Origin of the sequence: Mycobacterium sp. DL99 (assembly GCF_004762045.1) — a bacterium.
GTDB lineage: Bacteria > Actinomycetota > Actinomycetes > Mycobacteriales > Mycobacteriaceae > Mycobacterium.
The window spans coordinates 1,069,557-1,095,717 of the sequence record NZ_SJOM01000007.1; the positions used below are offsets into that span (position 1 = coordinate 1,069,557).

General features: G+C 67.5%; 26 protein-coding genes. 17 read left to right on the forward strand and 9 right to left on the reverse strand.

Annotated elements, in window-relative coordinates:
* Positions 1–36: 36 nt before the first annotated feature.
* From purB to EYZ64_RS05285, 3 genes are read left to right on the forward strand one after another with little or no spacing between them, the layout of a single operon-like run.
* A complete protein-coding gene (gene purB, locus EYZ64_RS05275; protein WP_135452449.1) occupies positions 37–1,455 on the forward strand; it encodes an adenylosuccinate lyase in 1,419 nt (472 codons plus the stop codon).
* A complete protein-coding gene (locus EYZ64_RS05280; protein ID WP_210115467.1) occupies positions 1,452–2,663 on the forward strand; it encodes a cytochrome P450 in 1,212 nt (403 codons plus the stop codon). The genes purB and EYZ64_RS05280 overlap by 4 nt, the downstream gene beginning before the upstream one ends.
* A gap of 32 nt (positions 2,664–2,695) precedes the next feature.
* A complete protein-coding gene (locus EYZ64_RS05285) occupies positions 2,696–3,295 on the forward strand; it encodes a DUF1707 SHOCT-like domain-containing protein (protein WP_135452453.1) in 600 nt (199 codons plus the stop codon).
* Here EYZ64_RS05285 and EYZ64_RS05290 read toward each other — a convergent pair.
* Positions 3,240–4,139 carry a type IV toxin-antitoxin system AbiEi family antitoxin domain-containing protein gene (locus EYZ64_RS05290; protein ID WP_135452455.1) on the reverse strand — a complete coding sequence of 300 codons (900 nt, stop codon included), beginning with the start codon at positions 4,137–4,139 and terminating at the stop codon, positions 3,240–3,242. The genes EYZ64_RS05285 and EYZ64_RS05290 overlap by 56 nt on opposite strands.
* 103 nt (positions 4,140–4,242) lie before the next feature.
* Positions 4,243–4,866 (reverse strand): hypothetical protein, encoded by a 624-nt coding sequence (locus tag EYZ64_RS05295; RefSeq protein ID WP_135452457.1) that lies wholly within the window; start codon positions 4,864–4,866, stop codon positions 4,243–4,245.
* Positions 4,867–4,896: 30 nt separating this feature from the next.
* On the opposite strand from EYZ64_RS05295, the gene EYZ64_RS05300 reads away from it, so the two are divergent.
* Both EYZ64_RS05300 and EYZ64_RS05305 read left to right on the forward strand, forming a co-directional pair.
* A complete protein-coding gene (locus EYZ64_RS05300) occupies positions 4,897–5,784 on the forward strand; it encodes a phosphoribosylaminoimidazolesuccinocarboxamide synthase (RefSeq protein ID WP_135452459.1) in 888 nt (295 codons plus the stop codon).
* On the forward strand, positions 5,781–7,928 hold the full coding sequence (locus EYZ64_RS05305) for a S9 family peptidase (protein WP_135452461.1): 2,148 nt from the start codon (positions 5,781–5,783) through the stop codon (positions 7,926–7,928). The genes EYZ64_RS05300 and EYZ64_RS05305 overlap by 4 nt, the downstream gene beginning before the upstream one ends.
* Here the strand turns inward: EYZ64_RS05305 and EYZ64_RS05310 are convergent.
* A complete protein-coding gene (locus EYZ64_RS05310) occupies positions 7,857–8,303 on the reverse strand; it encodes a DoxX family protein (protein WP_135452463.1) in 447 nt (148 codons plus the stop codon). The genes EYZ64_RS05305 and EYZ64_RS05310 overlap by 72 nt on opposite strands.
* Positions 8,304–8,387: 84 nt before the next feature.
* On the opposite strand from EYZ64_RS05310, the gene EYZ64_RS05315 reads away from it, so the two are divergent.
* From EYZ64_RS05315 to EYZ64_RS05330, 4 genes are all read left to right on the forward strand, one after another.
* Positions 8,388–8,942, forward strand: a complete 555-nt coding sequence (locus tag EYZ64_RS05315) for a TetR/AcrR family transcriptional regulator (RefSeq protein ID WP_135452465.1) — start codon at positions 8,388–8,390, stop codon at positions 8,940–8,942.
* A gap of 10 nt (positions 8,943–8,952) precedes the next feature.
* Positions 8,953–9,441, forward strand: a complete 489-nt coding sequence (locus tag EYZ64_RS05320) for a glutathione peroxidase (protein ID WP_135452467.1) — start codon at positions 8,953–8,955, stop codon at positions 9,439–9,441.
* 80 nt (positions 9,442–9,521) lie between these two features.
* Positions 9,522–10,226: a DUF2334 domain-containing protein gene (locus EYZ64_RS05325; RefSeq protein ID WP_135452470.1), complete on the forward strand. Its 705-nt coding sequence runs from the start codon at positions 9,522–9,524 to the stop codon at positions 10,224–10,226.
* A gap of 21 nt (positions 10,227–10,247) precedes the next feature.
* On the forward strand, positions 10,248–11,891 hold the full coding sequence (locus EYZ64_RS05330) for an FAD-binding dehydrogenase (RefSeq protein WP_135452472.1): 1,644 nt from the start codon (positions 10,248–10,250) through the stop codon (positions 11,889–11,891).
* A gap of 27 nt (positions 11,892–11,918) precedes the next feature.
* Here the strand turns inward: EYZ64_RS05330 and EYZ64_RS05335 are convergent, their stop codons facing one another.
* Positions 11,919–12,557, reverse strand: coding sequence for an MBL fold metallo-hydrolase (locus EYZ64_RS05335; RefSeq protein WP_167857712.1), 639 nt, complete (start codon positions 12,555–12,557; stop codon positions 11,919–11,921).
* Between the two features lie 46 nt (positions 12,558–12,603).
* On the opposite strand from EYZ64_RS05335, the gene EYZ64_RS05340 reads away from it, so the two are divergent.
* Genes EYZ64_RS05340 through purQ form a run of 3 tightly spaced genes read left to right on the forward strand, consistent with a single transcriptional unit; the run spans position 12,604 to position 14,160 of the window.
* A complete protein-coding gene (locus EYZ64_RS05340; RefSeq protein WP_135452476.1) occupies positions 12,604–13,239 on the forward strand; it encodes an ATPase in 636 nt (211 codons plus the stop codon).
* Between the two features lie 10 nt (positions 13,240–13,249).
* On the forward strand, positions 13,250–13,489 hold the full coding sequence (gene purS / locus EYZ64_RS05345; RefSeq protein WP_075919398.1) for a phosphoribosylformylglycinamidine synthase subunit PurS: 240 nt from the start codon (positions 13,250–13,252) through the stop codon (positions 13,487–13,489).
* Positions 13,486–14,160 (forward strand): phosphoribosylformylglycinamidine synthase subunit PurQ, encoded by a 675-nt coding sequence (gene purQ / locus EYZ64_RS05350; protein ID WP_135452478.1) that lies wholly within the window; start codon positions 13,486–13,488, stop codon positions 14,158–14,160. The genes purS and purQ overlap by 4 nt, the downstream gene beginning before the upstream one ends.
* A gap of 238 nt (positions 14,161–14,398) precedes the next feature.
* Here the strand turns inward: purQ and EYZ64_RS05355 are convergent, their stop codons facing one another.
* The gene (locus tag EYZ64_RS05355) at positions 14,399–15,196 is read right to left on the reverse strand and encodes a family 1 encapsulin nanocompartment shell protein (protein ID WP_135452481.1); all 798 of its coding nucleotides are present in this window, start codon (positions 15,194–15,196) and stop codon (positions 14,399–14,401) included.
* Complete coding sequence (locus EYZ64_RS05360) at positions 15,193–16,203, reverse strand: Dyp-type peroxidase (RefSeq protein ID WP_135452483.1); 1,011 nt, start codon at positions 16,201–16,203, stop codon at positions 15,193–15,195. Before EYZ64_RS05360 ends, EYZ64_RS05355 begins: the two co-directional genes overlap by 4 nt.
* Positions 16,204–16,253: 50 nt before the next feature.
* On the opposite strand from EYZ64_RS05360, the gene EYZ64_RS05365 reads away from it, so the two are divergent.
* Both EYZ64_RS05365 and EYZ64_RS05370 read left to right on the forward strand, forming a co-directional pair.
* Positions 16,254–17,516, forward strand: a complete 1,263-nt coding sequence (locus tag EYZ64_RS05365) for a M18 family aminopeptidase (protein ID WP_135452485.1) — start codon at positions 16,254–16,256, stop codon at positions 17,514–17,516.
* Positions 17,517–17,531: 15 nt separating this feature from the next.
* Positions 17,532–17,879 (forward strand): VOC family protein, encoded by a 348-nt coding sequence (locus EYZ64_RS05370; protein WP_135452487.1) that lies wholly within the window; start codon positions 17,532–17,534, stop codon positions 17,877–17,879.
* A 21-nt stretch (positions 17,880–17,900) separates the two neighbouring features.
* On the opposite strand, the gene EYZ64_RS05375 is transcribed toward EYZ64_RS05370, so the two are convergent.
* Positions 17,901–18,881 (reverse strand): hypothetical protein, encoded by a 981-nt coding sequence (locus EYZ64_RS05375; RefSeq protein WP_167857713.1) that lies wholly within the window; start codon positions 18,879–18,881, stop codon positions 17,901–17,903.
* Positions 18,882–18,995: 114 nt separating this feature from the next.
* Between EYZ64_RS05375 and purL the strand changes: the two genes are divergently transcribed.
* The 3 genes from purL to EYZ64_RS05390 are packed head-to-tail and all read left to right on the forward strand — an operon-like array spanning position 18,996 to position 23,664.
* A complete protein-coding gene (purL, locus tag EYZ64_RS05380; RefSeq protein WP_167858079.1) occupies positions 18,996–21,290 on the forward strand; it encodes a phosphoribosylformylglycinamidine synthase subunit PurL in 2,295 nt (764 codons plus the stop codon).
* Positions 21,287–23,014, forward strand: coding sequence for an alpha/beta hydrolase (locus tag EYZ64_RS05385; RefSeq protein WP_135452491.1), 1,728 nt, complete (start codon positions 21,287–21,289; stop codon positions 23,012–23,014). The genes purL and EYZ64_RS05385 overlap by 4 nt, the downstream gene beginning before the upstream one ends.
* A complete protein-coding gene (locus tag EYZ64_RS05390) occupies positions 23,014–23,664 on the forward strand; it encodes an Rv0804 family intramembrane glutamic endopeptidase (protein WP_135452493.1) in 651 nt (216 codons plus the stop codon). Before EYZ64_RS05385 ends, EYZ64_RS05390 begins: the two co-directional genes overlap by 1 nt.
* Here EYZ64_RS05390 and EYZ64_RS05395 read toward each other — a convergent pair.
* Both EYZ64_RS05395 and EYZ64_RS05400 read right to left on the reverse strand, forming a co-directional pair.
* Positions 23,585–24,853, reverse strand: coding sequence for a hypothetical protein (locus EYZ64_RS05395; RefSeq protein ID WP_135452495.1), 1,269 nt, complete (start codon positions 24,851–24,853; stop codon positions 23,585–23,587). The two genes, EYZ64_RS05390 and EYZ64_RS05395, sit on opposite strands and share 80 nt — an antisense overlap.
* A gap of 82 nt (positions 24,854–24,935) precedes the next feature.
* Positions 24,936–26,144 (reverse strand): MCE family protein, encoded by a 1,209-nt coding sequence (locus EYZ64_RS05400; RefSeq protein ID WP_135452497.1) that lies wholly within the window; start codon positions 26,142–26,144, stop codon positions 24,936–24,938.
* Between the last annotated feature and the right edge of the window lie 17 nt (positions 26,145–26,161).

The window sequence follows — 26,161 nt, forward strand, 5'->3', positions numbered from 1 at the left end:
ATTCGTCGTCCCGCCCGGGCCGTAAGCTGTGTGTTCGTGACGATCCCGAATGTTCTGGCCAACCGCTACGCCAGCGACGAAATGGTCGCGATCTGGTCGCCGGAGGCCAAGATCGTCGCCGAACGCCGACTCTGGCTCGCCGTGCTGCGTGCACAGGCCGAGCTGGGTGTCCCGGTGCCCGACGGCGTGATCGACGACTACGAGCGTGTCCTGGAGAACGTCGACCTCGCGTCCATCGCGGCGCGCGAGCGCGTCACCCGCCACGACGTCAAGGCGCGCATCGAAGAGTTCAACGCCCTGGCCGGCCACGAGCACGTTCACAAGGGCATGACCAGCCGCGACCTCACCGAGAACGTCGAGCAGCTGCAGATCCGCAGCTCCCTTGAGCTGGTGTTCGCCCACGGCGTCGCGGTGGTGGCCCGGCTGGCCGAACGCTCCGTCGTCTACCGCGACGTGGTGATGGCCGGCCGGTCGCACAATGTGGCGGCCCAGGCCACCACGCTCGGCAAGCGGTTCGCCTCGGCTGCCGAGGAGACCCTGCTGGCGCTGACCCGGCTGCGTGAGCTGATCGACCGCTACCCGCTACGCGGCATCAAGGGCCCGATGGGCACCGCCCAGGACATGCTCGACCTGTTCGACGGGGATACCTCCAAGCTCGCCGAGCTGGAGCGGCGGGTCGCCCAATTCCTGGGATTCACAGAGGTTTTCACCAGCGTCGGGCAGGTGTACCCGCGCTCGCTGGACCACGACGTGCTCTCGGCGCTGGTGCAGGTGGGTGCCGGGCCGTCCTCGCTGGCCCACACCATCCGGCTGATGGCCGGCCACGAGCTGGTGACCGAGGGCTTCGCGCCCGGTCAGGTCGGCTCGTCGGCGATGCCGCACAAGATGAACACCCGGTCGTGTGAGCGGGTCAACGGCCTGCAGGTGGTGCTGCGCGGCTACGCCTCGATGGCCGCCGAGCTGGCCGGTGCGCAGTGGAACGAGGGCGACGTGTTCTGCTCGGTGGTGCGTCGCGTCGCGCTGCCCGACGGGTTCTTCGCCGTCGACGGGCAGACCGAGACCTTCCTGACCGTGCTCGACGAATTCGGCGCCTACCCCGCAGTGATCCAGCGTGAGCTGGACCGGTACCTGCCGTTCCTGGCCACCACGCGCATCCTGATCGCCGCGGTGCGCGCCGGCGTGGGCCGCGAAACCGCGCACGAGGTGATCAAGGAACACGCCGTTGCCGTCGCACTGGACATGCGTGAGCGCGGTCTGGAGCCCGACCTGCTGGACCGGCTGGCCGCCGACCCGCGGCTGCCGCTGGACCGGGCGGCCCTGGAAGCCGCACTGGCCGACAAGCAGGCCTTCACCGGGGCCGCCGGAGCCCAGGTCGACGGGGTCGTCGCCGCCGTCGACGAGTTGGTCAGTCGCTACCCCGAAGCCGCCAAGTACACCTCGGGCGCCATCTTGTGAGCTTGGCGGCCGATCTCACCGACCTGGACAACTTCGCTGCCGGCTTCCCTCACGAGTTGTTCGCCGCACATCGCCGCGAAGCCCCGGTGTACTGGCACGAGCCCACCGAACACACGCCGGACGGCGAAGGCTTCTGGTCGGTGGCCACCCACGCCGAAACCCTTGCGGTGCTGCGCGATGCGGAGACCTACTCCTCGGTGACCGGCGGCGCCCGGCCGTACGGCGGCACGCTGCTGCAGGACCTGGCCATCTCCGGGCAGGTGCTCAACATGATGGACGACCCGCGGCATTCCGAGATCCGCCGGCTGGTCAGCTCCGGGCTCACCCCACGGATGATCCGGCGGGTCGAAGACGATCTGCGGGCCCGCACGCGCCGGTTGCTCGACGACGTGGTGCCGGGCGAACCACTGGACTTCCTGGTCGACGTGGCCGCCGAACTACCCATGCAGATGATCTGCATACTGCTGGGAGTGCCTGAATCCGAACGGCATTGGCTGTTCCATGCGATCGAGCCGCAATTCGACTTCGGCGGCTCGCGTACCGCGGCCATGGCGCAGATGTCGGCGGAGGAGGCCGGCTCACGGATGTACACCTATGGGCAGGAACTCATCGCCGCCAAGCGTGCCGATCCCACCGACGACATGCTGTCGGTGGTGGCCAACGCAACGGACGCCGCGTTGAGCGACCTGGAGTTGTACCTGTTCTTCAGCCTCCTGTTCAGCGCCGGCGCTGAGACCACCCGTAACTCCGTGGCGGGTGGGCTGCTGGCGCTGATCGAAAACCCTTCGCAGATGGCGTTGTTGCGTGAGGATCTCGCGGAACTGCCCACCGCGATCGAGGAGATGGTGCGTTGGACCTCGCCGTCGCCGTCCAAACGCCGTACCGCGACCCGAGCCGTGTCGCTGGGCGGCTGCGACATCGAAGCCGGGCAGAAGGTGCAGGTCTGGGAAGGGTCGGCGAACCGGGATTCACTGGTGTTCTCCGCTCCCGACACCTTCGACATCACACGTAAGCCCAACCCGCACTTGGGCTTCGGCTACGGTATCCACTACTGCCTCGGCGCCAACCTGGCCCGGCTGGAGCTTCGCGTCCTGTTCGAAGAGCTGCTTGGGCGGTTCTCATCGGCTCGTCTGGTCAAGCCCGTCGAGTGGACCCGCAGCAACCGACACACCGGCATCCGACATCTGGTGGTGGAGCTCGGGGTGTGAAACCCGAGGCATCGTTCGCCTAACCTCGGGGCATGGACTCAGGCCCGAATGACCATCTCCGAGTCTCAGACGCCGAGCGCACGACAGTGGGACAACTGCTCGAACGCGCGGTAGCCGAGGGCATGATCACACTCGACGAGTTCGGCGAGCGCTACGACGCCGCGCTGGCGGCACGCACTCGAGGCGAGTTGGGCGCGGTGGTGGCTGACCTTCCGATCGCGTCGCCCCCGGCGGTCCCGGCGTCGCACCTGCCCGCGGCGGCGCCAGAGGAACTGCGCGGCTGGATGTCCTCGATCGTGCGGCGCGGGCAGTGGACGGTGCCGCGCGTCCTGCATGTGAAAAGCCGGCTGTGCAGTACCACTCTCGACTTCACCTCGGCGGTGCTGCCCGGACCCGTGGTGGAGATCGTCGTCGACGATTACTGCAGCACGACGGAGCTCATCGTGCCCGCCTCGGCCACCGCCGACGTCAACGGCGTCAACGCCATCGCCGGCAGCGCCACGGTCAGAGTGCGCACCAGCCCGCCGTCGGATCAGCTGCACCTCGTCGTGCGCGGTCGCGTGCGGATGGGTTCGGTCACCGTGCGGCACTCGTTCGGAAGCTGGCTGCGGCGCCTGAGCGGCACTCCATAGCGAAACGAATTTCGGCGATCACGCGCTGCGGAAACTCGGTCAAATCCAGCCAGGTGAATCGCAGCACCTGCCAGCCCATCAGCGCGATCTCGTTCTGCTTGACGCGGTCTTTCTGGAAATCCTCCTGATCGCTGTGGAACGCCCAACCATCGGTTTCGATCGCGACCTTGTGGGCGGGAAAGGCCACGTCGATCACGTATCGGCTCAGGCGGTAGTTGGCCTTCCACCCGGTGATACGGGCTTCTCTGAGCAGCTTGATCAGCAGCCGTTCGGCTTCCGAGCGGGCGCCGTCGGACGCGGCGATCAGCAACCTGCGGGCAGCGGGCGAGCCGTGTCGGCCCTTGTTGCGCAGATGCGCTCTCCAGAGGTCGCGCAGTTCGGTGTGGCGCTGCAGCGCGCTGTCCATGAGTTTGGCGCCGCCACCTCGCCGGGCAGCGGCCTCCACGACCGTCAGCGGCAGCGCGGTGACCCGCAGCCCGCGGCGTTCCACGATGTCGGCGGGATCGAGATCGCGGCGGCGCAGCTTGGTACCAGGGTGCCCGCGCAGGCGACTGGCACGCGGCGTGGTCGCTTCGACGGTCTCCGGCGGGTACTTGGTGATCCCGTGCCACCATGCGGCGGCCAACCCGGTTGCGACTGCGTTCAGGCCGTACGACCACACACCCACCCGGACGCGGGCGCTGTCGTTGAACGGCCTGTCATCGACGAAGTACACACCGCGGGCACAGCGGATCCAACGGCCCGTCTTCACCCGGAAGTCGACCATGTCCTGGGTGAGCCCTGCCAGTTTGGCCTGGGCCAGGGTGATGACGCCGTCATGGTCACGCAGATAGTCCTCAAGCACGGAGTTTGGACGGAGTTGCCCGGCCAACTGGTTCCCACCCCGCGATTTGTGGAGTTTCAACCGTGCGCGTGACGGCTAAGACTCCACAAATCGCTCGGGAAAATTACTCGATGCGGCGCAGGCGCATGCCGGCGGAACGCAGTTCCAGGGCGGCCAGGCCGCGAATCGCGCGCTGATCTTGACTGCGCCAGGCGCCGACGGGGTCGTCGGACACCGCCGTCAGCTTGGCCAGCGGCCGGTTGGCCAGCGCCCGCAGCGCCAGCAGCTGTTCTCCGGCGGCGGTCGAGGCCAGGGTGATCGCGGTCCACTTGCGCCGGAAGAACCGCACCCGCAGGTACAGCCAGGGCATCGCCACGAACAGGATCGGCGCGGCGGCTACCGCCAGGGCCAGCACCCAGGCCAGCCAGCTCGCCGTGCTGTCCAGGTTGGCGCCCGCACCGGCGATGTCGAGGGCCGCCTCACTGGCGGCGCGCAGCGGCTTGCTCAGCGTGTCACCGATCAGGGGAACGCTGTCGGTGCTGTCACCGGCGGAGCCCAGGTTGTCAGCAACACCGTTGGCGCCGCTCTGGACCTGCCTGCCGACCTCGGCGATGGTCGACACCGCCGAATGCACGGCCAACCCGACCAATATCCACACCGCGGTCCAAGTGATCACGGCCACGTCGCTGAACAACTGTGCCAACAAGCGGCCGGGTCTGCTGGCATAGGGCAGGTACCGCGATCTCATGAGACCGATCCCAACACATAGGCTGGCCCAATGCGTCCTGCTCTGTCCGACTACCAGCACCTGGCCAGCGGCAAAGTCCGCGAGTTGTACCGCATCGACGACGAGCACCTGCTGTTCGTGGCGACCGACCGCATCTCGGCCTACGACTACGTCCTGGACTCACAGATCCCGGACAAGGGCCGGATCCTGACGGCGATGAGCGTGTTCTTCTTCGACCTGATCAGCGCGCCCAACCACTTGGCCGGACCTCCCGACGACGAGCGCATTCCCACCGAGGTGCTGGGCCGCGCGCTGGTGGTGAAGCAACTGAAGATGCTGCCGGTGGAGTGCGTGGCCCGCGGCTACCTGACCGGTTCCGGACTGCTCGACTACCAGGCGTCGGGTTCGGTGTGCGGCATCCCGCTGCCGCCGGGTCTCGGCGAGGCGAGCAAGTTCGACGAACCGCTGTTCACCCCCGCCACCAAGGCCGATATCGGCGAGCACGACGAGAACATCTCGTACAACACGGTGATCGACCTGGTCGGGCCGGTGCTGGCCAGCCAGTTGAAGGAACGCACGCTGCAGACCTACATACAAGGCGCGGACCACGCGTTGACCAAGGGCATCATCATCGCCGACACCAAGTTCGAGTTCGGTGTCGACGGGCACGGGAACGTGGTGCTGGCCGATGAGGTGTTCACCCCGGATTCGTCCCGGTACTGGCGCGCCGAGACGTATCAGCAGGGAGTGGTGCAGGACAGCTTCGACAAGCAGTTCGTCCGCAATTGGCTGACCGGGCCGGACTCGGGCTGGGACCGGCACAGCGACACCCCACCGCCGCCCTTGCCTGAGGAGATTGTGGCGGCCACCCGGGACCGGTACATCGAGGCGTACGAACGGATCTCGGGTCTGCGGTTCGACGATTGGATCGGCGCATGAGCGAGTCCGTGCAACCCCCGGTCGCCAAGCGCGGCAATCACCGTCGCGAGCATCACGGTGACGTGTTCATCGACCCCTACGAATGGCTGCGCGACAAGGACGATCCCGAGGTGATCGCGCACCTGGAGGCCGAGAACGCCTACACCGATGTCGCCACCGCCCATCTGGAGCCGTTGCGGCAGAAGATCTTCGACGAGATCAAAGCCCGCACCAAGGAAACCGACCTGTCGGTGCCGATGCGCCGCAATGGCTGGTGGTACTACGCGCGCAGCTTCGAGGGCAAGCAGTACGCGGTGCACTGCCGGTGCCCGATCGGTGATCCTGACGATTGGACGCCGCCCGAGCTCGACGAGGGTGCCGACATCCCCGGTGAGCAGGTTCTCCTGGACGAGAACGTCGAGGCCGACGGCCACGAGTACTTCTCGCTCGGCGCGGCCACGGTGAGCCTGGACGGCAATATCCTGGCCTACTCCGTCGACGTCCTCGGCGACGAGCGATACACCTTGAAGTTCAAGGATTTACGTACCGGCGAGCATTACGACGACACGATCACTGGGATCGGCGCCGGCGGCACCTGGGCAGCCGACAGCCGCACGCTGTACTACACCACGGTCGACGACGCCTGGCGGCCCGACACCGTGTGGCGGCATCGGCTGGCTTCCGGTCTGGCCGCCGAGAAGGTGTATCACGAACCCGACGAACGGTTCTGGGTCGCGATCGGCCGCAGCCGCAGCGACAAATACCTGTTCGTCGCATCGGGCAGTGCCGTCACCACCGAGGTCGCCTATGTCGATGCGAATGACCCGACCGCCGAGCTCACCACGGTGTGGGAGCGTCGCGACCTGGTGGAGTACTCCGTCGAGCACGCCGTCGTCGGCGGCGAGGACCGGTTCCTGATCCTGCACAACGACGGTGCCGAGAACTTCATGCTGGTGGACGCTCCGGTCGGCGACCCGAGCGATTTCCGCACCCTGATCGAGCACCGGGATGATGTGCGGCTGGACGGTGTCGACGCGTTCGACGGGTTCCTGGTGATCAGTTACCGCAGTGAGGCATTGCCGAAGATGGCACTGTGGCCGCTCACCGCGGACGGTTACGGTACGCGCGAAGAGCTGACGTTCGATTCCGAGCTGACCGCCGCGGGGATGGGCGGGAACCCGAACTGGTCCACGCCGAAGCTGCGGATCGGCGCGACCTCGTTCATCACACCGGCGCGGATCTACGACCTGGACCTCGCCACTGGCGAGCGTACGTTGCTGCGCGAGCAGCCGGTGCTGGGCGGCTACCGGCCGGAAGACTATGTGGAGCGCCGGGATTGGGCGACGGCACCTGATGGGGCGCGGATCCCGGTCTCGATCATTCACCGGGCCGGGTTGCAGTTCCCGGCGCCGGCGTTGCTCTACGGCTACGGTGCCTACGAGTCGTGTGAGGATCCGCGATTCTCGATCGCCCGGTTGTCATTGCTGGACCGCGGCATGGTGTTCGTGATCGCGCATGTACGCGGCGGCGGTGAGCTGGGCCGGCCGTGGTACGAGCACGGCAAGCTGCTTGAGAAGACGAACACGTTCACCGATTTCATCGCGGCGGCACGCCATCTCATCGACGGCGGCGTGACCCGTCCGCAGAATCTGGTGGCTCTCGGCGGTAGTGCCGGCGGATTGTTGATGGGCGCGGTGGCCAACATGGCACCGGAGTTGTTCGCCGGGATTCTGGCTCAGGTGCCGTTCGTCGATGCGCTGACGACCATCCTGGATCCGTCGTTGCCGTTGACCGTGACCGAGTGGGACGAGTGGGGAAATCCGTTGGAAGACCCCGAGGTCTACCGCTACATGAAGTCCTACACGCCCTACGAGAACGTGGCGGCACAGGACTATCCGGCGATTCTGGCGATGACCTCGCTCAACGACACCCGGGTGTACTACGTCGAACCGGCCAAATGGGTTGCCGCACTGCGTCATACCAAGACCGACGGTCATCCCGTGCTGCTCAAGACCGAGATGGTGGCCGGCCATGGCGGGCTGTCCGGACGCTACGAGCGGTGGAAGGAAGCCGCGTTCCAGTACGCCTGGCTGCTAGCTGCCGCCGACGGCGACAACTACGGCAGCGGCCAGGTAGACAGCCTCTTCGGCGGTCCGAACGCTTAACCGCGAAGTCATCGACTTCGGCGGGTTGGGCATCCTGGCCGCATAGATATTGGCCGGGAACATCGCCAGCATGAGCAGGAACAGGCAGACTGCCGCCGCGACGCGGGTAGGCGGGTAGAGCAGGCCTGCGGCGCCGGCCAGCTCCAGCACGCCGGTGACCGTCACCAGCGCGGCCGGCGCGGGGAGTGCCGGCGGCACGATGGCGATCATGTCGCGCCGCAACGGATTGACGAAGTGCGCGACGCCGGTCATGACGAACATCGCGGCCAGTCCGACCGCGATCGCCTCGGGCCAGCTGTCGAGATAGTCCACGCCCAGCAGGCCGATCAGGCGGGCGGCCACGCTACCCAGAATCAGGGTCAAGAAGACGGCCATCGAAGCTCCGATCTTGTCGGTGTCTAGATCGCCACGCTACGCTCAATCTAGGCGCTGTCAAGATATGGGTTTAGGATGGCCCGCATGGGCTATCACCACGGTGACCTCAGGGCCGTGATCCTCGCTCAGGCCGCCGATCTGGTGGCCGAGCGCGGCGCAGACGGCATCTCGCTGCGCGAACTCGCGCGCGCGGCAGGCGTCTCACACGCGGCGCCCGCGCACCACTTCACCGACCGGCGCGGGCTGTTCACCGCACTGGCCACCGAAGGGTTTCAGCAACTGGGCGCCTCGCTGACCGAGGCCAGGCCACAGTTCATCGACGCCGCCAAGGCCTATGTGCGCTTCGCCCTCGACCACCCCGGCCACTACGAGGTGATGTTCGACAAATCCCTCTACGACGACACCGACGCTGAACTGGTTGCCGCCGCGTCGGCCGCCGGGGCGGAGCTGAACCGCGGCGTCGGCACCCTGGCCGACCCCAAGGCGGCCGCTGACCCGGACGGCGCCGCGCTGGCCGCCTGGTCTCTGGTGCATGGTTTCTCGATGTTGTGGCTCAACGAAGCGGTAGACACCGCAGGCGATCCGATCGCCCAGGTGGAGGGTCTGGCCGCGATCTTGTTCGATGATCAGGTCCGGTAGCGTCCCAGTGATGAGCCTCAACAACATCCCGCTGACCACCCTCGATGGCAAGCCGACGACGTTGGCCGAGTTGGCAAGCGGCGCAGTCCTGGTGGTCAACGTGGCCTCCAAATGCGGTCTGACGCCGCAGTACACCGCGCTGGAGAAGCTCGCCAAGGATTACGCCGAGCGTGGGCTGACCGTCGTCGGCGTGCCGTGCAACCAGTTCATGGGCCAGGAGCCGGGCAGCGCCGAGGAGATCCACGCGTTTTGCACGAACACCTACGGCGTGACGTTCCCGTTGCTGGCCAAGACCGACGTCAACGGGGCCGAGCGCCACCCGCTCTACGCCGAGCTGACCCAGGCCGCCGATGAGGCAGGAGAGGCCGGGGACATCCAGTGGAACTTCGAGAAGTTTCTGCTGGCCCCGGGCGGCGCGGTGGCCGGCCGGTTCCGGCCCCGCACCGAGCCGGATGCGCCCGAGGTGATCGCGGCCATCGAGGCCATCCTGCCGGCCTGACCGAAGGGTCTCGCCGAATGGACATTCGGCGTCAGAGTGTTCGACACCATCCCGACATGTGACGTTGCCACACTGGCGGCGTGACCGGACAACTCATCGTCTCGATATCGCAGATCAGCGATCGAACGCTGGCCGATGTCGCATCGTTCTGTGCCGAGCTCGACACCCGTGGCGTTCCCGCCTCGTTGATGGTGGCGCCGCGGTTCAAGGGCGGTTATCGGTTGGACCGCGATGCCGACACCGTCGAATGGGTGGCGCAACGGCGCAGCGGCGGCGACGCGGTCGTCCTGCACGGGTACGACGAGGCGGCGACCAAGAAGCGCCGCAGTGAATTCGCCTCGTTGCCCGCCCATGAGGCCAACCTGAGGTTGATGGGCGCCGACCGGGTGCTCGAACACCTGGGACTGCGCACCAGGTTGTTCGCCGCGCCCGGCTGGACCGTCTCGCAGGGCACGGTGACCGTCTTGCCGCGCAATGGCTTTCGTTTGCTCGCCGATCTGAACGGCATCACCGACCTCGTCCGCCAGACGACGACGCGGGCCCGGGTGGTGGGCATCGGAGAAGGATTTCTGTCCGAGCCGTGGTGGTGCCGCACCGTGGTGCTCACAGCTGAACGCACCGCGCGCCGCGAAGGTACGGTGCGTGTCGCGGTTGCCGCGCGGCACCTGCGCAGGCCCGGACCCCGGCAGGCCATGCTCGACGCGATCGACCTGGCTTTGCTGCACCGGTGCGTGCCCACCGTCTACCAGTGGCGAGGATTCTCGGTCCTGACCGAGGCCGCCTGACTAGGGCTAGTCTTGCGTCTCATGGCAGACGCCGATGTCATTGTCGTGGGGGCGGGTCTCGCCGGGTTGGTCGCTGCGTGCGAGCTCGTCGAGTCCGGGCGCCGCGTGCTCATCCTGGATCAGGAAAACGCTGCCAACCTGGGTGGGCAGGCCTTCTGGTCCTTCGGCGGATTGTTCTTCGTCGACAGTCCCGAACAGCGCAGGCTCGGCATCCACGACAGCCAGGAGCTGGCCCTGCAGGACTGGCTGGGCACCGCGGGCTTCGACCGGCCCGAGGATCACTGGCCGCGGGAGTGGGCCCACGCGTACGTCGATTTCGCCGCCGGGGAGAAACGCAGTTGGTTGCGGGCCCGCGGTCTGCAGACCTTCCCCTTGGTCGGGTGGGCCGAGCGGGGCGGTTACGGGGCACTGGGGCACGGCAATTCGGTGCCGCGTTTCCACATCACGTGGGGGACCGGGCCGGCGATCGTCGACGTCTTCGCCCGCCGGTTGGTGGGGGATCCCCGGGTGCGATTCGCCCACCGTCACCGCGTCGATGAACTCATCGTCTCCGAGGGGGCCGTCGTCGGGGTCCGGGGTGCGGTGCTGGAGCCCTCCGATGCGCCTCGAGGCGCACCGTCGTCACGAAACGTAATCGGCGACTTCGAGTTCCGCGCATCCGCGGTGATCGTCGCCAGCGGCGGGATCGGCGGCAACCACGACCTCGTACGCAAGAACTGGCCGGAGCGCATGGGCCGGGTACCCGAGCAACTGCTCAGCGGTGTTCCTGCACACGTAGACGGTCGGATGATCGGCATCTCCGAGGCCGCCGGTGCGCACGTCATCAACAGCGACCGGATGTGGCACTACACCGAAGGCATCACCAACTACGATCCGATCTGGCCCGACCACGGGATTCGCATCCTGCCGGGGCCGTCGTCATTGTGGTTGGACGCCAACGGAAAACGGCTGCCCGGCCCGCTGTATCCCGGCTTCGACACCCTGGGCACGCTCGAACACATCTGCCGTACCGGGCAGGACTACACGTGGTTCATCCTCAACGCGCGGATCATCGCCAAGGAGTTCGCGTTGTCCGGCCAGGAACAGAACCCCGATCTCACGTCGCGCAGCGTGCGTGACGTCCTGGCGCGGGTGAAACCCGGTGCGCCGGCCCCGGTGCAGGCGTTCGTCGACCGTGGTGTCGACTTCGTCAGCGCGCGCTCGCTGCGCGAACTGGTTGCCGCGATGAACGACGTGCCGGATGTACTCGAACTCGACTACGCCGCGGTGGCGGCCGAGGTGACCGCGCGAGACCGCGAGGTGGTCAACAGATTCACCAAGGACGGGCAGATCACCGCGATCCGGGCGGCCCGTAGCTACCTCGGTGACCGGTTCAGCCGCGTCGTCGCCCCGCACCGGCTCACCGACCCGAAGGCGGGTCCGCTGATCGCCGTCAAGCTGCACATCCTGACCCGAAAGTCCCTGGGCGGGTTGGAAACCGACCTGGATTCCCGGGTGCTCAAAGAGGACGGCACGGCATTTCCGGGCCTGTACGCCGCGGGCGAGGCGGCCGGATTCGGTGGCGGCGGGGTGCACGGCTACCGGTCCCTGGAGGGCACCTTCCTGGGCGGGTGCATCTTCTCCGGCCGAGCGGCCGGGCGCGGTGCGGCCGGCGACATCGCCTAGTCAGAACGCCACGGCTGAGCCGTCAAATCAGAACTCAGTACCGTTTTCCTCGGTGAGAACCTGGAATTCGGTGTTCGTCATCTCCGCCAGTCGCCCGTAATAGATCCCGCGCGCGTTCGGCTCGATGATGCCCTGATGGATCGGCACCGCCCGCGCCGGCGCCACCGCGCGTAGGAAGTCCACGGCCTCTGAGATTTTCATCCACGGGGCGGCAGCCGGGGTGGCCAGCACGTCGACCGGTTCGCCGGGAACGAACAGGGCGTCACCGGGATGCATGAGCCGGGCCGGATGTTCGTCGTCGCCCAGCAGGTACGAAATGTTGTCGATCACAGGGATTTCCGGGTGGATCACGGCATGTTTGCCGCCGGTCCCGCGCACATTGAGTGAGCCGACCCGGAACTCGTCGCCGGGATGCACTGCCTGCCACGGCTCACCCAACTGGGCGGCAGTCTGCGGATCGGCATACAGAGCCGCCTGCGGGTTGGCGTCGATCAGCGCGGGCAACCGCGCGGTATCGGCGTGGTCTGGGTGCTGGTGGGTGATCAGGATGGCCGACAGACCGGTGATGCCTTCGAAACCGTGCGAGAAGTTGCCCGGGTCGAACAGCACGGTGGTGTCCGAAATGCTGGCCAGTAGGCACGAATGTCCGAAATGCGTGAGTTGCATCCCTATATTGTGGCGCTCGGTGGGGTTGTGGCGGGTGATCGTGGCGATGTCGATCGGGCTCTGCGGGCTGGCCGCAGCGCCCCCTTCGGCTTGGTCGGAGCCCAGTGCCGATTGCCCGCCGCTGTGTGACCGCATCCCCGATTCGGCGTGGGTGGACACGTCGAAGATCCCGTTGGACCGTGAGTACCAGTGGCCCGGGCTGGCCGGGTTGGCCGTGACCGCGGTGGTACCGCGCTTCCGCTTCGAGGAGGAATGCGCGTTGCCTCCGATACCAGGCGACCCGCGCGGGTACGCCGTGGCGGCGCGGTCGGAGGTCGGGCGGCCCGAGGGGCACTGGCAACTACGCGTGCAGGTCCTCCATTGGCGCGGGGAGACGTGGCAGGGCGGTCAGACGGCGCTGGCGGTCGTGCAGGGCGCCACTGCCGCGTTGCGCACCTGCCCGGGGAACCCGCCGTCGATCACCACTGAGCGGACCGGACGCCTGGCGGCAGTGGTGAGCCGCGACGGCGGGAGGGTCCTACACCAGTACCTACTCGCCGATCCGGCCAACAGCACGGTGGTCGAGTTGGCCATGTGGTCGAGCACGCCGCCACAGGTCGCATGGTCGGCCCCAGCGGACGACCGGGTGCTGGATGCGCTGGCCGACCCACTGTGCACGGCCTACATAGGGTCGTGCCGGTAGAGTGTGCGCCGTGGCAAAGGTGGTTGTGCACGTCATGCCCAAGGCGGAGATCCTCGACCCTCAGGGTCAGGCGATCGTCGGGGCACTTGGTCGGCTAGGACATGGTGGTATCTCGGACGTCCGTCAGGGCAAGCGTTTCGAGCTCGAAGTCGATGACTCCGTAGCGGACGAAACCCTGGCTGAGATCGCCGAATCTCTGCTGGCCAATACGGTTATCGAGGACTTCTCGGTGAGCCGGGAGGACGCGTGACCACCCGTGTCGGGGTGATCACCTTCCCCGGGACGCTCGACGACGTCGACGCGGCCCGAGCTGTCCGGCTGGCCGGGGCCGAGGCGGTCAGCCTGTGGCACGCAGACGCCGACCTGAAGGGCGTCGACGCGGTCGTCGTGCCCGGCGGATTCTCCTACGGGGACTACCTGCGCTGCGGGGCCATCGCGAAGTTCGCCCCGGTGATGGGTTCGGTCGTGGAAGCTGCCGGCAGGGGCATGCCCGTGCTGGGCATCTGCAACGGCTTCCAGGTGCTGTGTGAGGCCGGGCTGCTGCCGGGCGCGCTGACCCGCAACGCCGGCCTGCATTTCATCTGCCGCGAGGTGTGGCTGGAGGTCGCCTCCAACACCACGGCCTGGACGACCCGCTATGACGCCGGGGCCGACCTGCTGATCCCGCTCAAGTCGGGTGAAGGCCGTTACGTCGCCTCCGAGGCGGTGCTCGACGAGCTCGAGGGCGAGGACCGTGTGGTCTTCCGCTACCGCGAAAACCTCAACGGCTCGATGCGCGGCATCGCGGGCGTGTGCTCGGCCAACCGCCGCGTCGTCGGCTTGATGCCGCACCCCGAACACGCCACCGAGGCGTTGACCGGTCCGTCCGATGACGGGCTCGGATTGTTCTACTCCGCGCTGGACGCGGTTCTTTCCGTCTAGTCCGGGCGGCGTATTTGGTGCGTCGGCTCCGACGGACTGAACACCGTGTTGTGCCGCCGATGACGTTGCGCTCTGCAGGATCAGCAGTGTCTAGTTGTTCTTACCCCTGGCGGTGTTGCGGCGGGCAACGGTACCTGGTTGGGCCAACCCATGGGCTGACCCGGGCCGAACGGATCGTGGTTGGGCCACGGGTTGGGGCTTCCCGGTGGCGGGAAGCCCTGCGGTGGGAACGTCACAGTTATGCCGTCAACGCGACCGAGGCCTCGGCGGTGTAGGCCAGGAACGTCAGGGTCTCCTGGAGGTACAGCTGCACGCTCTCCGCATCGTGCGACAGGTAGCCGATCGAGACGTCGGTCCCCAGCTGCAGATCGAAGTCCCCACCGCGGGTGGACAATACGAATGCGCCGTCGATCGCGGGTGCCCAGATGATCTCCCCGTCGACCAGCCGGCTCAGGTGCTCGCGGATCGGATACCCATGCGCGGTGGTCTCGCTGACCTTGGTGTAGATGGCCGCCGAAAGCAGCACCGAGTAGGGCCCGTCGACACCGGCCAGCCGCAGCTCCGACAGCGCCTGGGCGATCACGTCCGGAATCTCTCGGGCGTCGTCGGGCAGCGCCAGCGCCGGGTTGGAGCTGGAGCTGCGGATGCCTTCGATCGAGGCCGCCGGGTAGCCCTCGAAGATCGCACGGTCCTCGACGAACGCCAGCTTCTTGGCGGCCTCCTTGACCGGATCCCAATCGGAATCCTGGGCGCCGCGCTCGACATCGTCAATCGCGTTGCGCGACACCGTGAACGGCACCCGCAGCCGCACCAGCGGCTTGGAGTCGCGCAGGTGGGCGACCACGCCGTCCCCGGGCGGCTTCACGTCGAGCAGGTGTCCCGTGCTGATCGCCGCGGTAACCGGGCCGCCGGGCTCGCTGACGTCGACCACGCGCCGCCCGGCGATGTGACGCTTGAAGGTTCGGCTGGCCTCGAGTTCGATCTCGGCCCAGGCGGACTCGGTGATCGGGGCAAGCTCGCGGTACAGGTTGTTCATTGCGGGGTTCCTTTCAGGCTGCCGATCGCCAGGGAGGTGTCTTGCTTGGCTGTCGCGGGTTCTTCGACCGGAACCGGAAGCGGCGGTGGATCATCGAGAAAATCGATGGTGGGCACAAAGAACACGCAGCCGGTCACGGCGGTGGAGAAATCCAGGATCCGGTCGGTGTTGCCGGGTGGATCGCCGATGAACATGTTGGTCAGCATGCGTTCGGTGATGGCCGGGTCCGCGCAGTATCCGATGTAGTACGTGCCGAACTCGCTGCTGCCGAGTTCGCCGAACGGCATGTTGCGCCGCACGATCTTCAGCTCGTTGCCGTCCTCGTCGGTGATGACGTTCAGCGCGATGTGGGAGTTGGAAGGCTTGATGTCGTCCGACATTTCGATGTCGTCGAGCTTGGTGCGGCCGATCACGCGCTGCTGTTCTTCGACCGACAGCGAGCGCCAGTCCGTCATCGCATGCACGTACTTCTGGATGTGCACGTAACTGGCCCCGGCGAAATCGGGGTCCTCGGCGCCGATCTGAACGGCGGCCGCCGCGGTCGACCCGTTGGGGTTCTCGGTGCCGTCGACGAAGCCGAGCAGATCGCGATTGTCGAAGTACTGGAATCCGTGCACTTCGTCGACGACCGTGACGGCACTGCCGAACTCCTGCAGCATCCGGTCGGCCAATTCGAAACACACGTCCATGGACTCGGCACGGATGTGCAACAACACGTCGCCCGGGGTCGACGGGGCGCGGTGACGGCCGCCGTCCAGAGCGATGAACGGATGTAGGTCTGCCGGACGCGGACCGGCGAACAAGCGGTCCCAGGCAGCCGAACCGATGCCGGCTACCAGCGACAGCTCTTTGGCCGGATCACGGAACCAGATGGAGCGGACGATGCCTGATATGTCGGGAAACACGTCGTGAACGGCTTGCTCGCCGCCGTCCTCGATCGTCAGCACCAGGAAGATGGCCGCCCGCGTGAGAGGTTTCAGCACCGGCTGCGGAATCGGAACGGGCACAAACCGACCCTACCGACACCTGAGGGCGGTTCGCCGGTCAAGATGAAAAGATGCCAGCTAGCGCCCAGGGCCTGTGCGAGTTCATCGACGCATCTCCGACTCCGTTCCACGTATGCACCACCGCGGCGCGACGACTGCGCGATGCGGGATACGCCGAGTTGGCCGAAACCGACAGCTGGCCTGCCACCGCGGGAAAGTTCTTCACGGTGCGGGCAGGATCGCTGGTGGCCTGGAATACCGAGGGGACCGACCCGGCCGCGCCGTTCCGGGTGGTCGGCGGTCACACCGACAGCCCCAACCTCCGGGTCAAGCAGCACCCTGATCGAGCCGTCGCCGGTTGGCAGGTGATCGCGCTGCAGCCCTACGGCGGGGCCTGGCTGAACTCATGGCTGGACCGCGACCTCGGGATCAGCGGCCGGCTCTCGGTCCGGGACGGTAACCGCATCGAACACCAGCTGGTCCGGATCGACGATCCGATCCTGCGCGTGCCCCAGCTCGCCATCCATCTGTCCGAGGACCGCAAGGGCGTCAGCCCCGACCCACAACGCCACGTCAACGCGGTGTGGGGCCTGGGGGAGCGGCCGCGGTCCTTCATCGGATTCGTCGCCGAGCGGGCCGGGACCACAGAAGGCGACGTGTTGGGCTTCGACCTGATGACCCACGACCTGACGCCGTCGGCGATCACCGGCGCCGAGGGGGAGTTCGTCAGCGCGCCGCGGCTGGACAACCAGGCCACCTGCTACGCGGGTCTGGAGGCGTTCCTGGCCGCGGGCGCGGACTCGTATGTGCCGGTGCTGGCGCTGTTCGACCACGAGGAGGTCGGCTCGACCTCTGATCATGGTGCCCAGTCCGAGCTGTTGCCGACCGTGCTGGAGCGCATCGTGCTCGCCGCCGGCGGTACTCGGGAGGACTTCCTGCGCCGGGCGGCCGGATCGATGGTGGCTTCCGGGGACATGGCGCACGCGACGCATCCGAACTACCCGGACCGTCACGAGCCCGGACACCTGATCGAGGTCAATGCCGGTCCCGTGCTCAAGGTGCAGCCGAACCTGCGCTACGCCACCGACGGCCGCACCGCGGCGGCGTTCGCCCTGGCCTGCGATCAGGCCGGGGTGCCGCTGCAGCGCTACGAGCACCGCGCCGATCTCCCGTGCGGGTCGACCATCGGACCGATGACCTCGGCGCGCACCGGGATCCCCACCGTCGACGTGGGCGCAGCGCAGTTGGCCATGCATTCCGCCCGTGAGTTCATGGGAGCCCGGGACGTCGCGGCCTACTCGGCGGCGTTGCGAGCGTTCTTGTCACCCGCCTGATCTAGGGTCGGCGCCATGACGCTGTCCGTGGAGATGATCACAGTCGACTGCACCGATCCCGACGCGCTGGCCCGGTGGTGGGCCCAAGCCGTCGGTGGGGAGGTAAACGTCTTTGCCCCAGGCGAATTCGTGGTGTTGGTACGTCCCGACGGGCCGCGGCTGGGATTTCAGAAGGTTCCGGATCCGACGCCGGGCAAGAACCGCATCCACCTCGACTTCACCGCACCCGACGCCGAAGCTGAGGTGGCCAGGCTCGTGGGTCTGGGCGCAACCGAAACCGGACGGCACAGTTTTGGCCCGGAGTTCAATTGGGTGGTACTGGCCGACCCGGAGGGCAATGCGTTCTGTATCGCGGGCTCATAGCGCCGAGCCCGGTGGTGGGGCTCACGGCGGGCAGCTCTCGAATTGGGTGCGCAGCCCGGTCTGAAGGTCCGTCATCGGCGGCGTCCGCGGCTGGGGTTCCCGGGCGTCCGCCGAACAACCCCCGGGTCGGACGGTGATCTGCGCATCCTCGACTTCGTAGACCGTCGGTAGCTCCGAATTCTTGATGAGCTGTAGCTGCTCGATCAGAACGCGATCCGCATCGGGATCGGCGGGCACATCTTGGATGGAAAAGCGGGGCGGCTTCAGGTCGAATTCGCCTTTGGTCGGTGCCAGCTGATCGAGTGCCTCCCACAGCGCCAGTTGCTCCGGGTCAGGCAGGCCGTGGTTTGAACGGATGCCCGGTGCACCGTTGGTGTCCGCATCGAAGATGCTCCAGTCCGCGGTCGAGTCCGGAAAGTCCGTGACCAGCCTCCGGACCGAGGCTGCGAACTCCGAAGCGCTGAGCGGATCATCCCGGTGGCCGAAACTGCGCAGGGTCACCGTCAGACTGGTGCGTGCCGGTTGCCAGGCGCCGTCGGGAGATGCTGACCCGACGATTTCGTACGCGTAGTCGCCCTGCGACAGTTTCAGCCAGTCCCGCCACGGCGGTTCCGGGGTGGTCTTCAACGGTTCGAAGTTGACGTACATCGTGGAGCCCGTTTGGGCGGGGAAGGATTGGGCTGAACGCCTCACGTTGAGGCCGGCCCCCAGCCCGCCGTACACCATCGATCGGTGGATCTGGTCGGCAAAGGTGCGGCCGAGCGCCGACAGTTGGTCCGCGGTGGTATCGGCACCGACGTAGACATCGAAGCCGGCAGTGCGCACCCCGAACCCGCTGTTGCTTGTGACGGTGTGTGTGACAAACGTGACGCCGGGCTGGCGCCGCAACACGTTGTCGATCAAGCCGGCCGACCACGAGCCCCTGAACTGGCAACAGGTCAAGCCGAGGACCAGTACGACGCCGAGAATGGCGAGACGGCCCTTGGCCCCGAGCTTGCGCACCCGCTGAGTATGCCGCCGCGCGGGCGGGCGCAGGCGCACTCAGCAATCGCGGGTCGGACGTGCGAGATCGGCAACGATAGACTCTTGGGCGTGACGTCTGAGCTCACCCACGCTATGGATACGGTGCAGCGGGCAGCCGCCACCCCCGATCAGCCCCAGCCGTACCGCGAACTCGGCCTCAAGGACGACGAGTACGAGCGGATTCGCGAGATCCTGGGTCGCCGCCCCACCGACGCCGAGCTGGCCATGTATTCGGTGATGTGGAGCGAACACTGCTCCTACAAGTCCTCGAAGGTGCACCTGCGCTACTTCGGTGAGACCACCACCGAGGAGATGCGCGCCGGCATGCTGGCCGGCATCGGTGAGAACGCCGGCGTCGTCGACATCGGCGACGGCTGGGCCGTCACCTTCAAGGTCGAGTCCCACAACCACCCGTCCTATGTCGAGCCCTATCAGGGCGCGGCCACCGGCGTCGGCGGCATCGTCCGCGACATCATGGCGATGGGCGCCCGGCCCGTGGCGGTCATGGACCAGCTGCGGTTCGGCGCGGCCGATGCACCGGACACCCGCCGTGTGCTCGACGGTGTGGTTCGCGGTGTCGGCGGCTACGGCAACTCGCTGGGCCTGCCCAACATCGGCGGCGAGACGATCTTCGACCCGTCGTACGCGGGCAACCCGCTGGTCAACGCGCTGTGCGTGGGTGCCCTGCGCAAGGAAGACCTGCACCTGGCCTTCGCCTCGGGCACCGGCAACAAGATCATCCTGTTCGGCGCGCGCACCGGCCTGGACGGCATCGGCGGTGTCTCGGTGCTGGCGTCGGACACCTTCAGCGGCGACGAGAGCGGCGCGGGCCGCAAGAAGCTGCCGAGTGTCCAGGTGGGCGACCCGTTCACCGAGAAGGTGCTCATCGAGTGTTGCCTCGAGCTGTACTCGGCCGGCCTCGTGGTCGGCATCCAGGACCTCGGCGGTGCCGGATTGTCCTGTGCCACCTCTGAACTCGCGTCTGCCGGTGACGGTGGCATGCGCATCGAGCTGGATCAGGTGCCGCTGCGGGCCAAGGACATGACCCCGGCCGAGGTGCTCTCCAGCGAGTCCCAGGAACGCATGTGTGCCGTGGTGACGCCGGAGAACGTCGAGGCGTTCATGGCGGTGTGCCGCAAGTGGGAAGTGCTGGCCACCGTCATCGGTGAGGTCACCGACGGGGACCGGCTGGAGATCACCTGGCACGGCGAAACCGTGGTCGACGTCCCGCCGCGCACCGTGGCCCACGAGGGCCCGGTCTACCAGCGCCCGGTGGCCCGTCCCGACACCCAGGACGCCTTGGTCGCCGACACCTCGGCCAAACTGCCCCGGCCCAAGACCGGCGATGAACTCAAGGCCACCCTGCTGGCGCTGATCGGCAGCCCGCACCTGTGCAGCCGGGCGTTCATCACCGAGCAGTACGACCGCTACGTGCGCGGCAACACCGTGCTGGCAGAGAATGCCGATGGCGGTGTGCTGCGCATCGACGAGAACACCGGCCGCGGCATCGCCGTCTCCACCGACGCCTCGGGCCGCTACACCCAACTCGACCCGTACACGGGCGCGCAGTTGGCCCTGGCCGAGGCCTACCGCAATGTCGCGGTCACCGGGGCCACCCCGGTGGCGGTGACCAACTGCCTCAACTTCGGGTCCCCCGAGGATCCGGGTGTGATGTGGCAGTTCAGCCAGGCCGTCCGCGGGCTGGCCGACGGCTGCGCCGCCCTTGGCATCCCGGTCACCGGCGGCAACGTCAGCTTCTACAACCAGACCGGTTCCACGGCGATCCTGCCGACCCCGGTGGTCGGTGTGCTCGGCGTGATCGACGACGTGAAGCGACGCATTCCGACCGGCCTCGGCACCGAACCGGGCGAGACGCTGCTGCTGCTCGGCGATACCCACGACGAGTTCGACGGGTCGGTTTGGGCCCAGGTCACCGGCGATCACCTGGGCGGCGTTCCGCCGAAGGTGGACCTGGCCCGCGAGAAGCTGCTGGCCGAGGTGCTGACTGCGGCATCGCGTGACGGCCTGATCTCCGCGGCGCACGACCTGTCCGAGGGGGGGCTGATCCAGGCCGTGGTGGAGGCCGCGCTGACCGGTGAAACCGGATGCCGGGTCATCCTTCCGGAGGATCTCCCGGCGGGCATCGATCCGTTCGTGTTCCTGTTCTCCGAGTCCGCGGGCCGGGTGCTCGTGGCCGTGCCGCGCACCGAGGAGAGCCGGTTCCGGTCGATGTGTGAGGCCAGGGACCTGCCGGTGACCCGGGTCGGCGTCGTCGACCAGGGCCCCGAAGGCGGCGAGCCCTCGATCGAGGTCCAGGGACAGTTCAGCATCACTCTCGCGGAGCTACGGAGTACGTCTGAGGGCGTGCTGCCCGGGCTGTTCGGGTGACGGCGAAAGCCCTCAACGAACGTCATCCTCTGCTGCACTGGGCCTGGAGCCTGGTGCGACTGGACTTCGTCGGCATTGCCGTCGGAGCCCTGTTCTTCTGTCTCTCGCTGACCCCGTCGCTGTTGCCGCGCGACTGGTTGTTCGCCGGGCTGATCGGCGGTATCAACGCCGCGATCGGCTACGGCATCGGGGTTCTGCTGGGAAAAGCGCTGTACCGCTTCGTGTTACGCAACCGCGCCTGGTGGCCACCGTCGAAGCGGACGTTGTACTGGCTGAAGGCGCTCGTCGTGACCGGTGCGGCCACGGCCGGAGTGCTGATGCTGATTCCCGCGGCGGCCTGGCAACGGCAGGTCTCGGCGTTGATGGGCATGGAAGGTCCGGCCACGCTCGGCTATCTGCGCACCCTGATCATCGCCGTCGCGGTGGGCGCGGCGCTGATCGCCACGGCACGGTTGCTCCGCGATATCGTGCGACTGCTGGCCAGGTGGTTCATCCGGCGCTGGCATCTGCACCGGGAGGTGGCCCAGTTCATCGGGACCGCAATCGTGGTGGTCCTGGTCGTCACGCTCGTCAACGGCGTGCTCTACCGCGGGTTCCTGGCGGGCGCCAGCCGGGTGTTCCAGCCGCAGAACTCCACCACCCGTGAGGGCATCAGCCGGCCGGTCGAACCTGAAAGATCAGGCAGCCCAGACTCATTCGCGCCGTGGGACTCCCTGGGCTTTCAGGGTCGCAACTTCGTGGCGACCGGCCCGCGTGCCGCCGAGCTCGAAAAGGTCAACGGCGCTCCGGCCCGCGAACCCATCCGGGTGTACGCCGGGCTGCACACCGCCGAGACAGAAGACCAGCGAATTGCGGTGCTGCTCAGCGAGCTTGAGCGCACCCATGCCTTCGACCGCAAGTTGTTGGTCATCGTCCCCACCACCGGCACCGGTTGGGTGAATCCGGTGGCGGCCCGCGCGCTGGAGCTGATGTACAACGGCGACACCGCGATGGTCGGCATGCAGTATTCCTATCTGCCGAGCTGGATTTCGTTCATGGGGGACCGGGAGAAGTCCATGAAAACCGGACGGCTGATGATCGACGCGATCCAAGCGCGCTGGGCGCAGCTGCCACCCGATCACCGCCCCCAGCTGGTGCTCTACGGGGAGAGCCTGGGGTCGATGGGCGGGCAGGGCGCATTCAGCTGGCTCCCCGACATCTCGCGGATGGGCTTCTCCTCGGTGCTGTGGGTGGGCCCGCCCAATGCCAGTCCGCTGTGGCGCGGTCTGACCGCGCGCCGCGACCCGGGCACCCCGCAAGCGCGACCCAGCTATGACAACGGCCGCACCGTGCGGTTCTCCGAGGCCGCGAACGCCGCCGAGATCGCCGAGGACACCGGTGCTCCGTGGGAGGGCACCCGGGTTCTGTTCCTGCAGCACCCGTCGGACCCGATCATCTGGTGGTCGACGGATCTGCTGTTCTCCGAACCGGATTGGCTGGTCGAACCGCCCGGGACGGACCGCACCGCCTCGATGCGCTGGTACCCGATCATCACGTTCTGGCAGGTGGCCGCCGACATCACCAACGCGTCGAGCGTCCCGGCCGGACACGGGCACAACTACGGTGAATCGGTGCTCGACGGCTGGGCGGCGGTGGCGCCACCGGAGGGGTGGACACCGGAGGACACGGAGCGAATCCGGGTAGCTCTGGAGAAGGCCGAGGCCAACAACGGACCCGAATACTGATGCCGGCCAGCCGGATTCGCGCAGTGGCGCTGGCTGTGGGCCTGGTCGCATGGAACGGTCTGGTCGATCCCCGGTTGCCGGCCCGGTGGCAGCCGCTGGTGCGGGCGGCACTGGGCAGCGTACTGATGGTCGGAACGGGTGCCCGCCCGGGCTTTCGGCCCCCGGCGGTGTGGTCGGGTCTACGACTGGGAGCGGCCGCCGCGACCGCGGTGAGCGCGGGTGTGGCGGCGACCTCGACAGTGCCGGTGGTCCGCACCGGGATGCGCCGAAAGGTCCTGCCCGTAGCTCCGGGCAGATGGCTGGCGCTGCGGATTCCGCTGGGAACCGTCTGGCCGGAGGAGGCCGGCTTCCGCGGCGCGCTGGGCAAGGTCGGTGCCGAGGCATTCGGCCCGACGGGTGGTCAGGTGTTGCAGGCCACCGCTTTCGGGCTGTCACACATCGCCGACGCCCGTGCCGCAGGGCAACCCGTGATCCCGACGGTCGTGGCCACCGGCATCGCCGGATGGGTGTTCGGCTGGCTTGCGCAGCGCTCTTCGAGCCTGGCCGCGCCGATGCTGGCGCACCTGGCGATCAATGAGGCGGGGGCACTGGCCGCACTGGCCTACCAAGCCGTGCCAACAACCCTGCCAGCGCGAGGATCGCAGCCGTAGCGGCCAGCGGCCACAACGTGGGTAACGCAAAACTGGTGACCCGCAGGGGGATCAACACCACACAGACCGCCACCACGGTCAGGATCACGCGGGGCGCCTGCTGCGCCGCCGCGGAACCCTCGATACGTGAATTGGCCTCCGTGACAAGCACATAGACGACCAGAAGAAGCAGGGCCGGGACGACCATCTGCAGTCGGCCGATATGTCCCTGAAACCGGCTGAACGCCACAGCCAGGACACACATCACCGCGGGAACCAGGATCGCGACTTCCGGACCGGAACCGAACAACCGTCCCGCGACCCGGGTGGCCGCCCACGTCAGGGCCAGCAGCGCCGCCGACCCCAGGCACAACGACCCGGCGGTGAACCAGTAGTACCCGGCGTCGGCAAAGAACTGGGAGACGATCAGCGAGAGGTTCACGGCGGTCGGGTGGAACCCGCCGGTCGCACCGATGTTGACGGCCAGCAGTAGGGCGACTGTGCCCAGCGCCGTGATCCCCACCGCAGCGCCCACCGGACGCGCGACCGACACCAGGCGGCCGCTGACCACGGTTGCGGCCTCGAATCCCACCAGCCCCAGGCCGAGCGGAATGGCGGCCGCCGTCACCAGCAGGACAGAATCGACGGGCGTGGGCCCGCCGATCTGCATCGGAGGGGTACCTGATGCGACCCGGGCCATGATCGCCAGCGCCAGGTAGAGAAAAACCAGCAGGCCCGCGCCGGCCAGCGCGGCAGCCGTCGCACCCACCGCACGGGTGGGCAGGTAGGCCACCACCGCGCCGGCGATGACCACCACCGCCACCGACCAGCCGGGCCACCACCAGCCGGCCAGCGCGGTCTCCAGGTCAGGCGCCCCGGTCAACGGCTGCAGGGCGAGCGTGAGCGCGGCACCCACGCCCAGCAGCGCGTAGGCCGCCAGTTGGACGAGGCTGGTGAACCGTCCGGCGGCGGGACCCACGGTGGAGGCGACCAGATCACCCGTCGACACCGACTGTGGCGCATTGCGGTGCAGCCGGGCGAACGCGAAAACCAACACGGCGGCGATGGCCGCGGCACACAGGCCGGCCACCCCGTTGAAGACCGCGGCACCGATCGGTCCGATCGACAGGCCGACGGCACGCCACGCGGGAAGCGCAGGGGGCCAGGCTGCGGACGGCTCCGGGCTAGCCGGTACTGCGCGTTTAGGCATCGATCAGACTTCTTGTATCGGCGACGCGTTCACAAATCCCCTTTTCGCGCAAAGACCTCTCCCGAGCAAGATCGTAGAGCGGTCACGGGTTGATCGTGGGCTCACCGATCTGCCGCCCCCAGACATAGTCGGTGAAGATCGGCGAGCCGAGTTCGACATGGTTGTACGGCGCGATCGACAGGCCGGTGTCCATCACCAGATACGGCGCAGGCCACAGGTCTTTGGTGATCGGCTTCCAGCAGCCGGGCTTGCCCTCGGGCCCGCCCTTGGCATTGACCCGCGGCAGGTTGTCCGGATACACGTAGGCGTTGCCCACACCGATGCTCGACAAGGTCCCCGTGCTGTCGAACGAATATCCGTTGTCGCCGCCGAACGTCGCATAGAAGGCGGGCGCGACGTCGTGGTAGTTGCGGATGGTGCAGAACAGCTGCCCCTGATAGTCGTCGAACAGTTTCGACGTCGGGATCAGATCCTGCGCGCCACGCTGCAGATACGGGCCGCCGCGCTCGAGGATGTCGGAACCGGTCCCGGCGAAGCCGATCGCCGCGATCAGCGCGGCGTCGAGGTGAGCGCGCTGGGAGTTGAAGGTGGCAGCACTGCGGGCGGCGTCGGCCAGGCCGTCGAACAGGTCGGGCCCGGCCGCCGCATACCGTTCGCCGAGATCGGCCAGGGCCGCGATGTCATGGCGCAGCGCGGGCAGGCGCGGGTTCACATCGTCGAGGATCGTGTTGCCGTCGGCCAGCGACTGACCGAATGCACTGCCCAGGCCGGTCAGCGCCTGGGCGGTGGCAGACAGGGTCTGGTTCAGCTTGATCGGGTCGACCTGTTCGGTGATGGCGGTGATGGTCTCGAACAAACTGTTGAACTCGGTGGTGACCGCCGTGACGTCGATCGGCGTTGAGCTCGAAACCGGTTGTGAACTCGGATGTTCCGGTGAGGTGAAGGCCACGTACTTGTTGCCGAACACCGTGGTCGCCTGGATCGAGGTCTGCACGTTGGCCGGCAGCAGGTCCATGTACTTCGGGTTGATGTCGAGCCGCACCAGGGCCCGCACCGGGTCCCCGCCGTCGGTGCTCACCGCGCCCACCCGGCCGATGGGAACCCCGTTGTAGGTCACCTTCGAACCCGGATCGAGAACCAGGCCGGCCCGCGAGGCCAGCAGGGTCAGCGGTGTCCTGGGTTCGAAAGCGCCCCGGAACTGCGCCACGATCAACCCGAGTACCAGCGCCAGGATCGCCAAGAGCACTGCACCGGCCGTGCGATACGGCGGATTACGGTGATCGGCAAACACTTTGCGAGACTCTATGG

What these genes read in the sequence shown, in the direction of transcription:
- EYZ64_RS05340 (WP_135452476.1), top strand. Translation starts at nt 12,604, where the DNA reads ATGTCGATCGGGCTCTGCGGGCTGGCCGCAGCGCCCCCTTCGGCTTGG.
- EYZ64_RS05370 (WP_135452487.1), top strand. Translation starts at nt 17,532, where the DNA reads ATGACGCTGTCCGTGGAGATGATCACAGTCGACTGCACCGATCCCGAC.
- EYZ64_RS05365 (WP_135452485.1), top strand. Translation starts at nt 16,254, where the DNA reads ATGCCAGCTAGCGCCCAGGGCCTGTGCGAGTTCATCGACGCATCTCCG.
- EYZ64_RS05330 (WP_135452472.1), top strand. Translation starts at nt 10,248, where the DNA reads ATGGCAGACGCCGATGTCATTGTCGTGGGGGCGGGTCTCGCCGGGTTG.
- purL (WP_167858079.1), top strand. Translation starts at nt 18,996, where the DNA reads ATGGATACGGTGCAGCGGGCAGCCGCCACCCCCGATCAGCCCCAGCCG.
- EYZ64_RS05305 (WP_135452461.1), top strand. Translation starts at nt 5,781, where the DNA reads ATGAGCGAGTCCGTGCAACCCCCGGTCGCCAAGCGCGGCAATCACCGT.
- EYZ64_RS05315 (WP_135452465.1), top strand. Translation starts at nt 8,388, where the DNA reads ATGGGCTATCACCACGGTGACCTCAGGGCCGTGATCCTCGCTCAGGCC.
- EYZ64_RS05355 (WP_135452481.1), bottom strand. Translation starts at nt 15,196, where the DNA reads ATGAACAACCTGTACCGCGAGCTTGCCCCGATCACCGAGTCCGCCTGG.
- EYZ64_RS05295 (WP_135452457.1), bottom strand. Translation starts at nt 4,866, where the DNA reads ATGAGATCGCGGTACCTGCCCTATGCCAGCAGACCCGGCCGCTTGTTG.
- EYZ64_RS05390 (WP_135452493.1), top strand. Translation starts at nt 23,014, where the DNA reads ATGCCGGCCAGCCGGATTCGCGCAGTGGCGCTGGCTGTGGGCCTGGTC.
- EYZ64_RS05395 (WP_135452495.1), bottom strand. Translation starts at nt 24,853, where the DNA reads ATGCCTAAACGCGCAGTACCGGCTAGCCCGGAGCCGTCCGCAGCCTGG.
- EYZ64_RS05285 (WP_135452453.1), top strand. Translation starts at nt 2,696, where the DNA reads ATGGACTCAGGCCCGAATGACCATCTCCGAGTCTCAGACGCCGAGCGC.
- EYZ64_RS05320 (WP_135452467.1), top strand. Translation starts at nt 8,953, where the DNA reads ATGAGCCTCAACAACATCCCGCTGACCACCCTCGATGGCAAGCCGACG.
- EYZ64_RS05300 (WP_135452459.1), top strand. Translation starts at nt 4,897, where the DNA reads ATGCGTCCTGCTCTGTCCGACTACCAGCACCTGGCCAGCGGCAAAGTC.
- EYZ64_RS05335 (WP_167857712.1), bottom strand. Translation starts at nt 12,557, where the DNA reads ATGCAACTCACGCATTTCGGACATTCGTGCCTACTGGCCAGCATTTCG.
- EYZ64_RS05310 (WP_135452463.1), bottom strand. Translation starts at nt 8,303, where the DNA reads ATGGCCGTCTTCTTGACCCTGATTCTGGGTAGCGTGGCCGCCCGCCTG.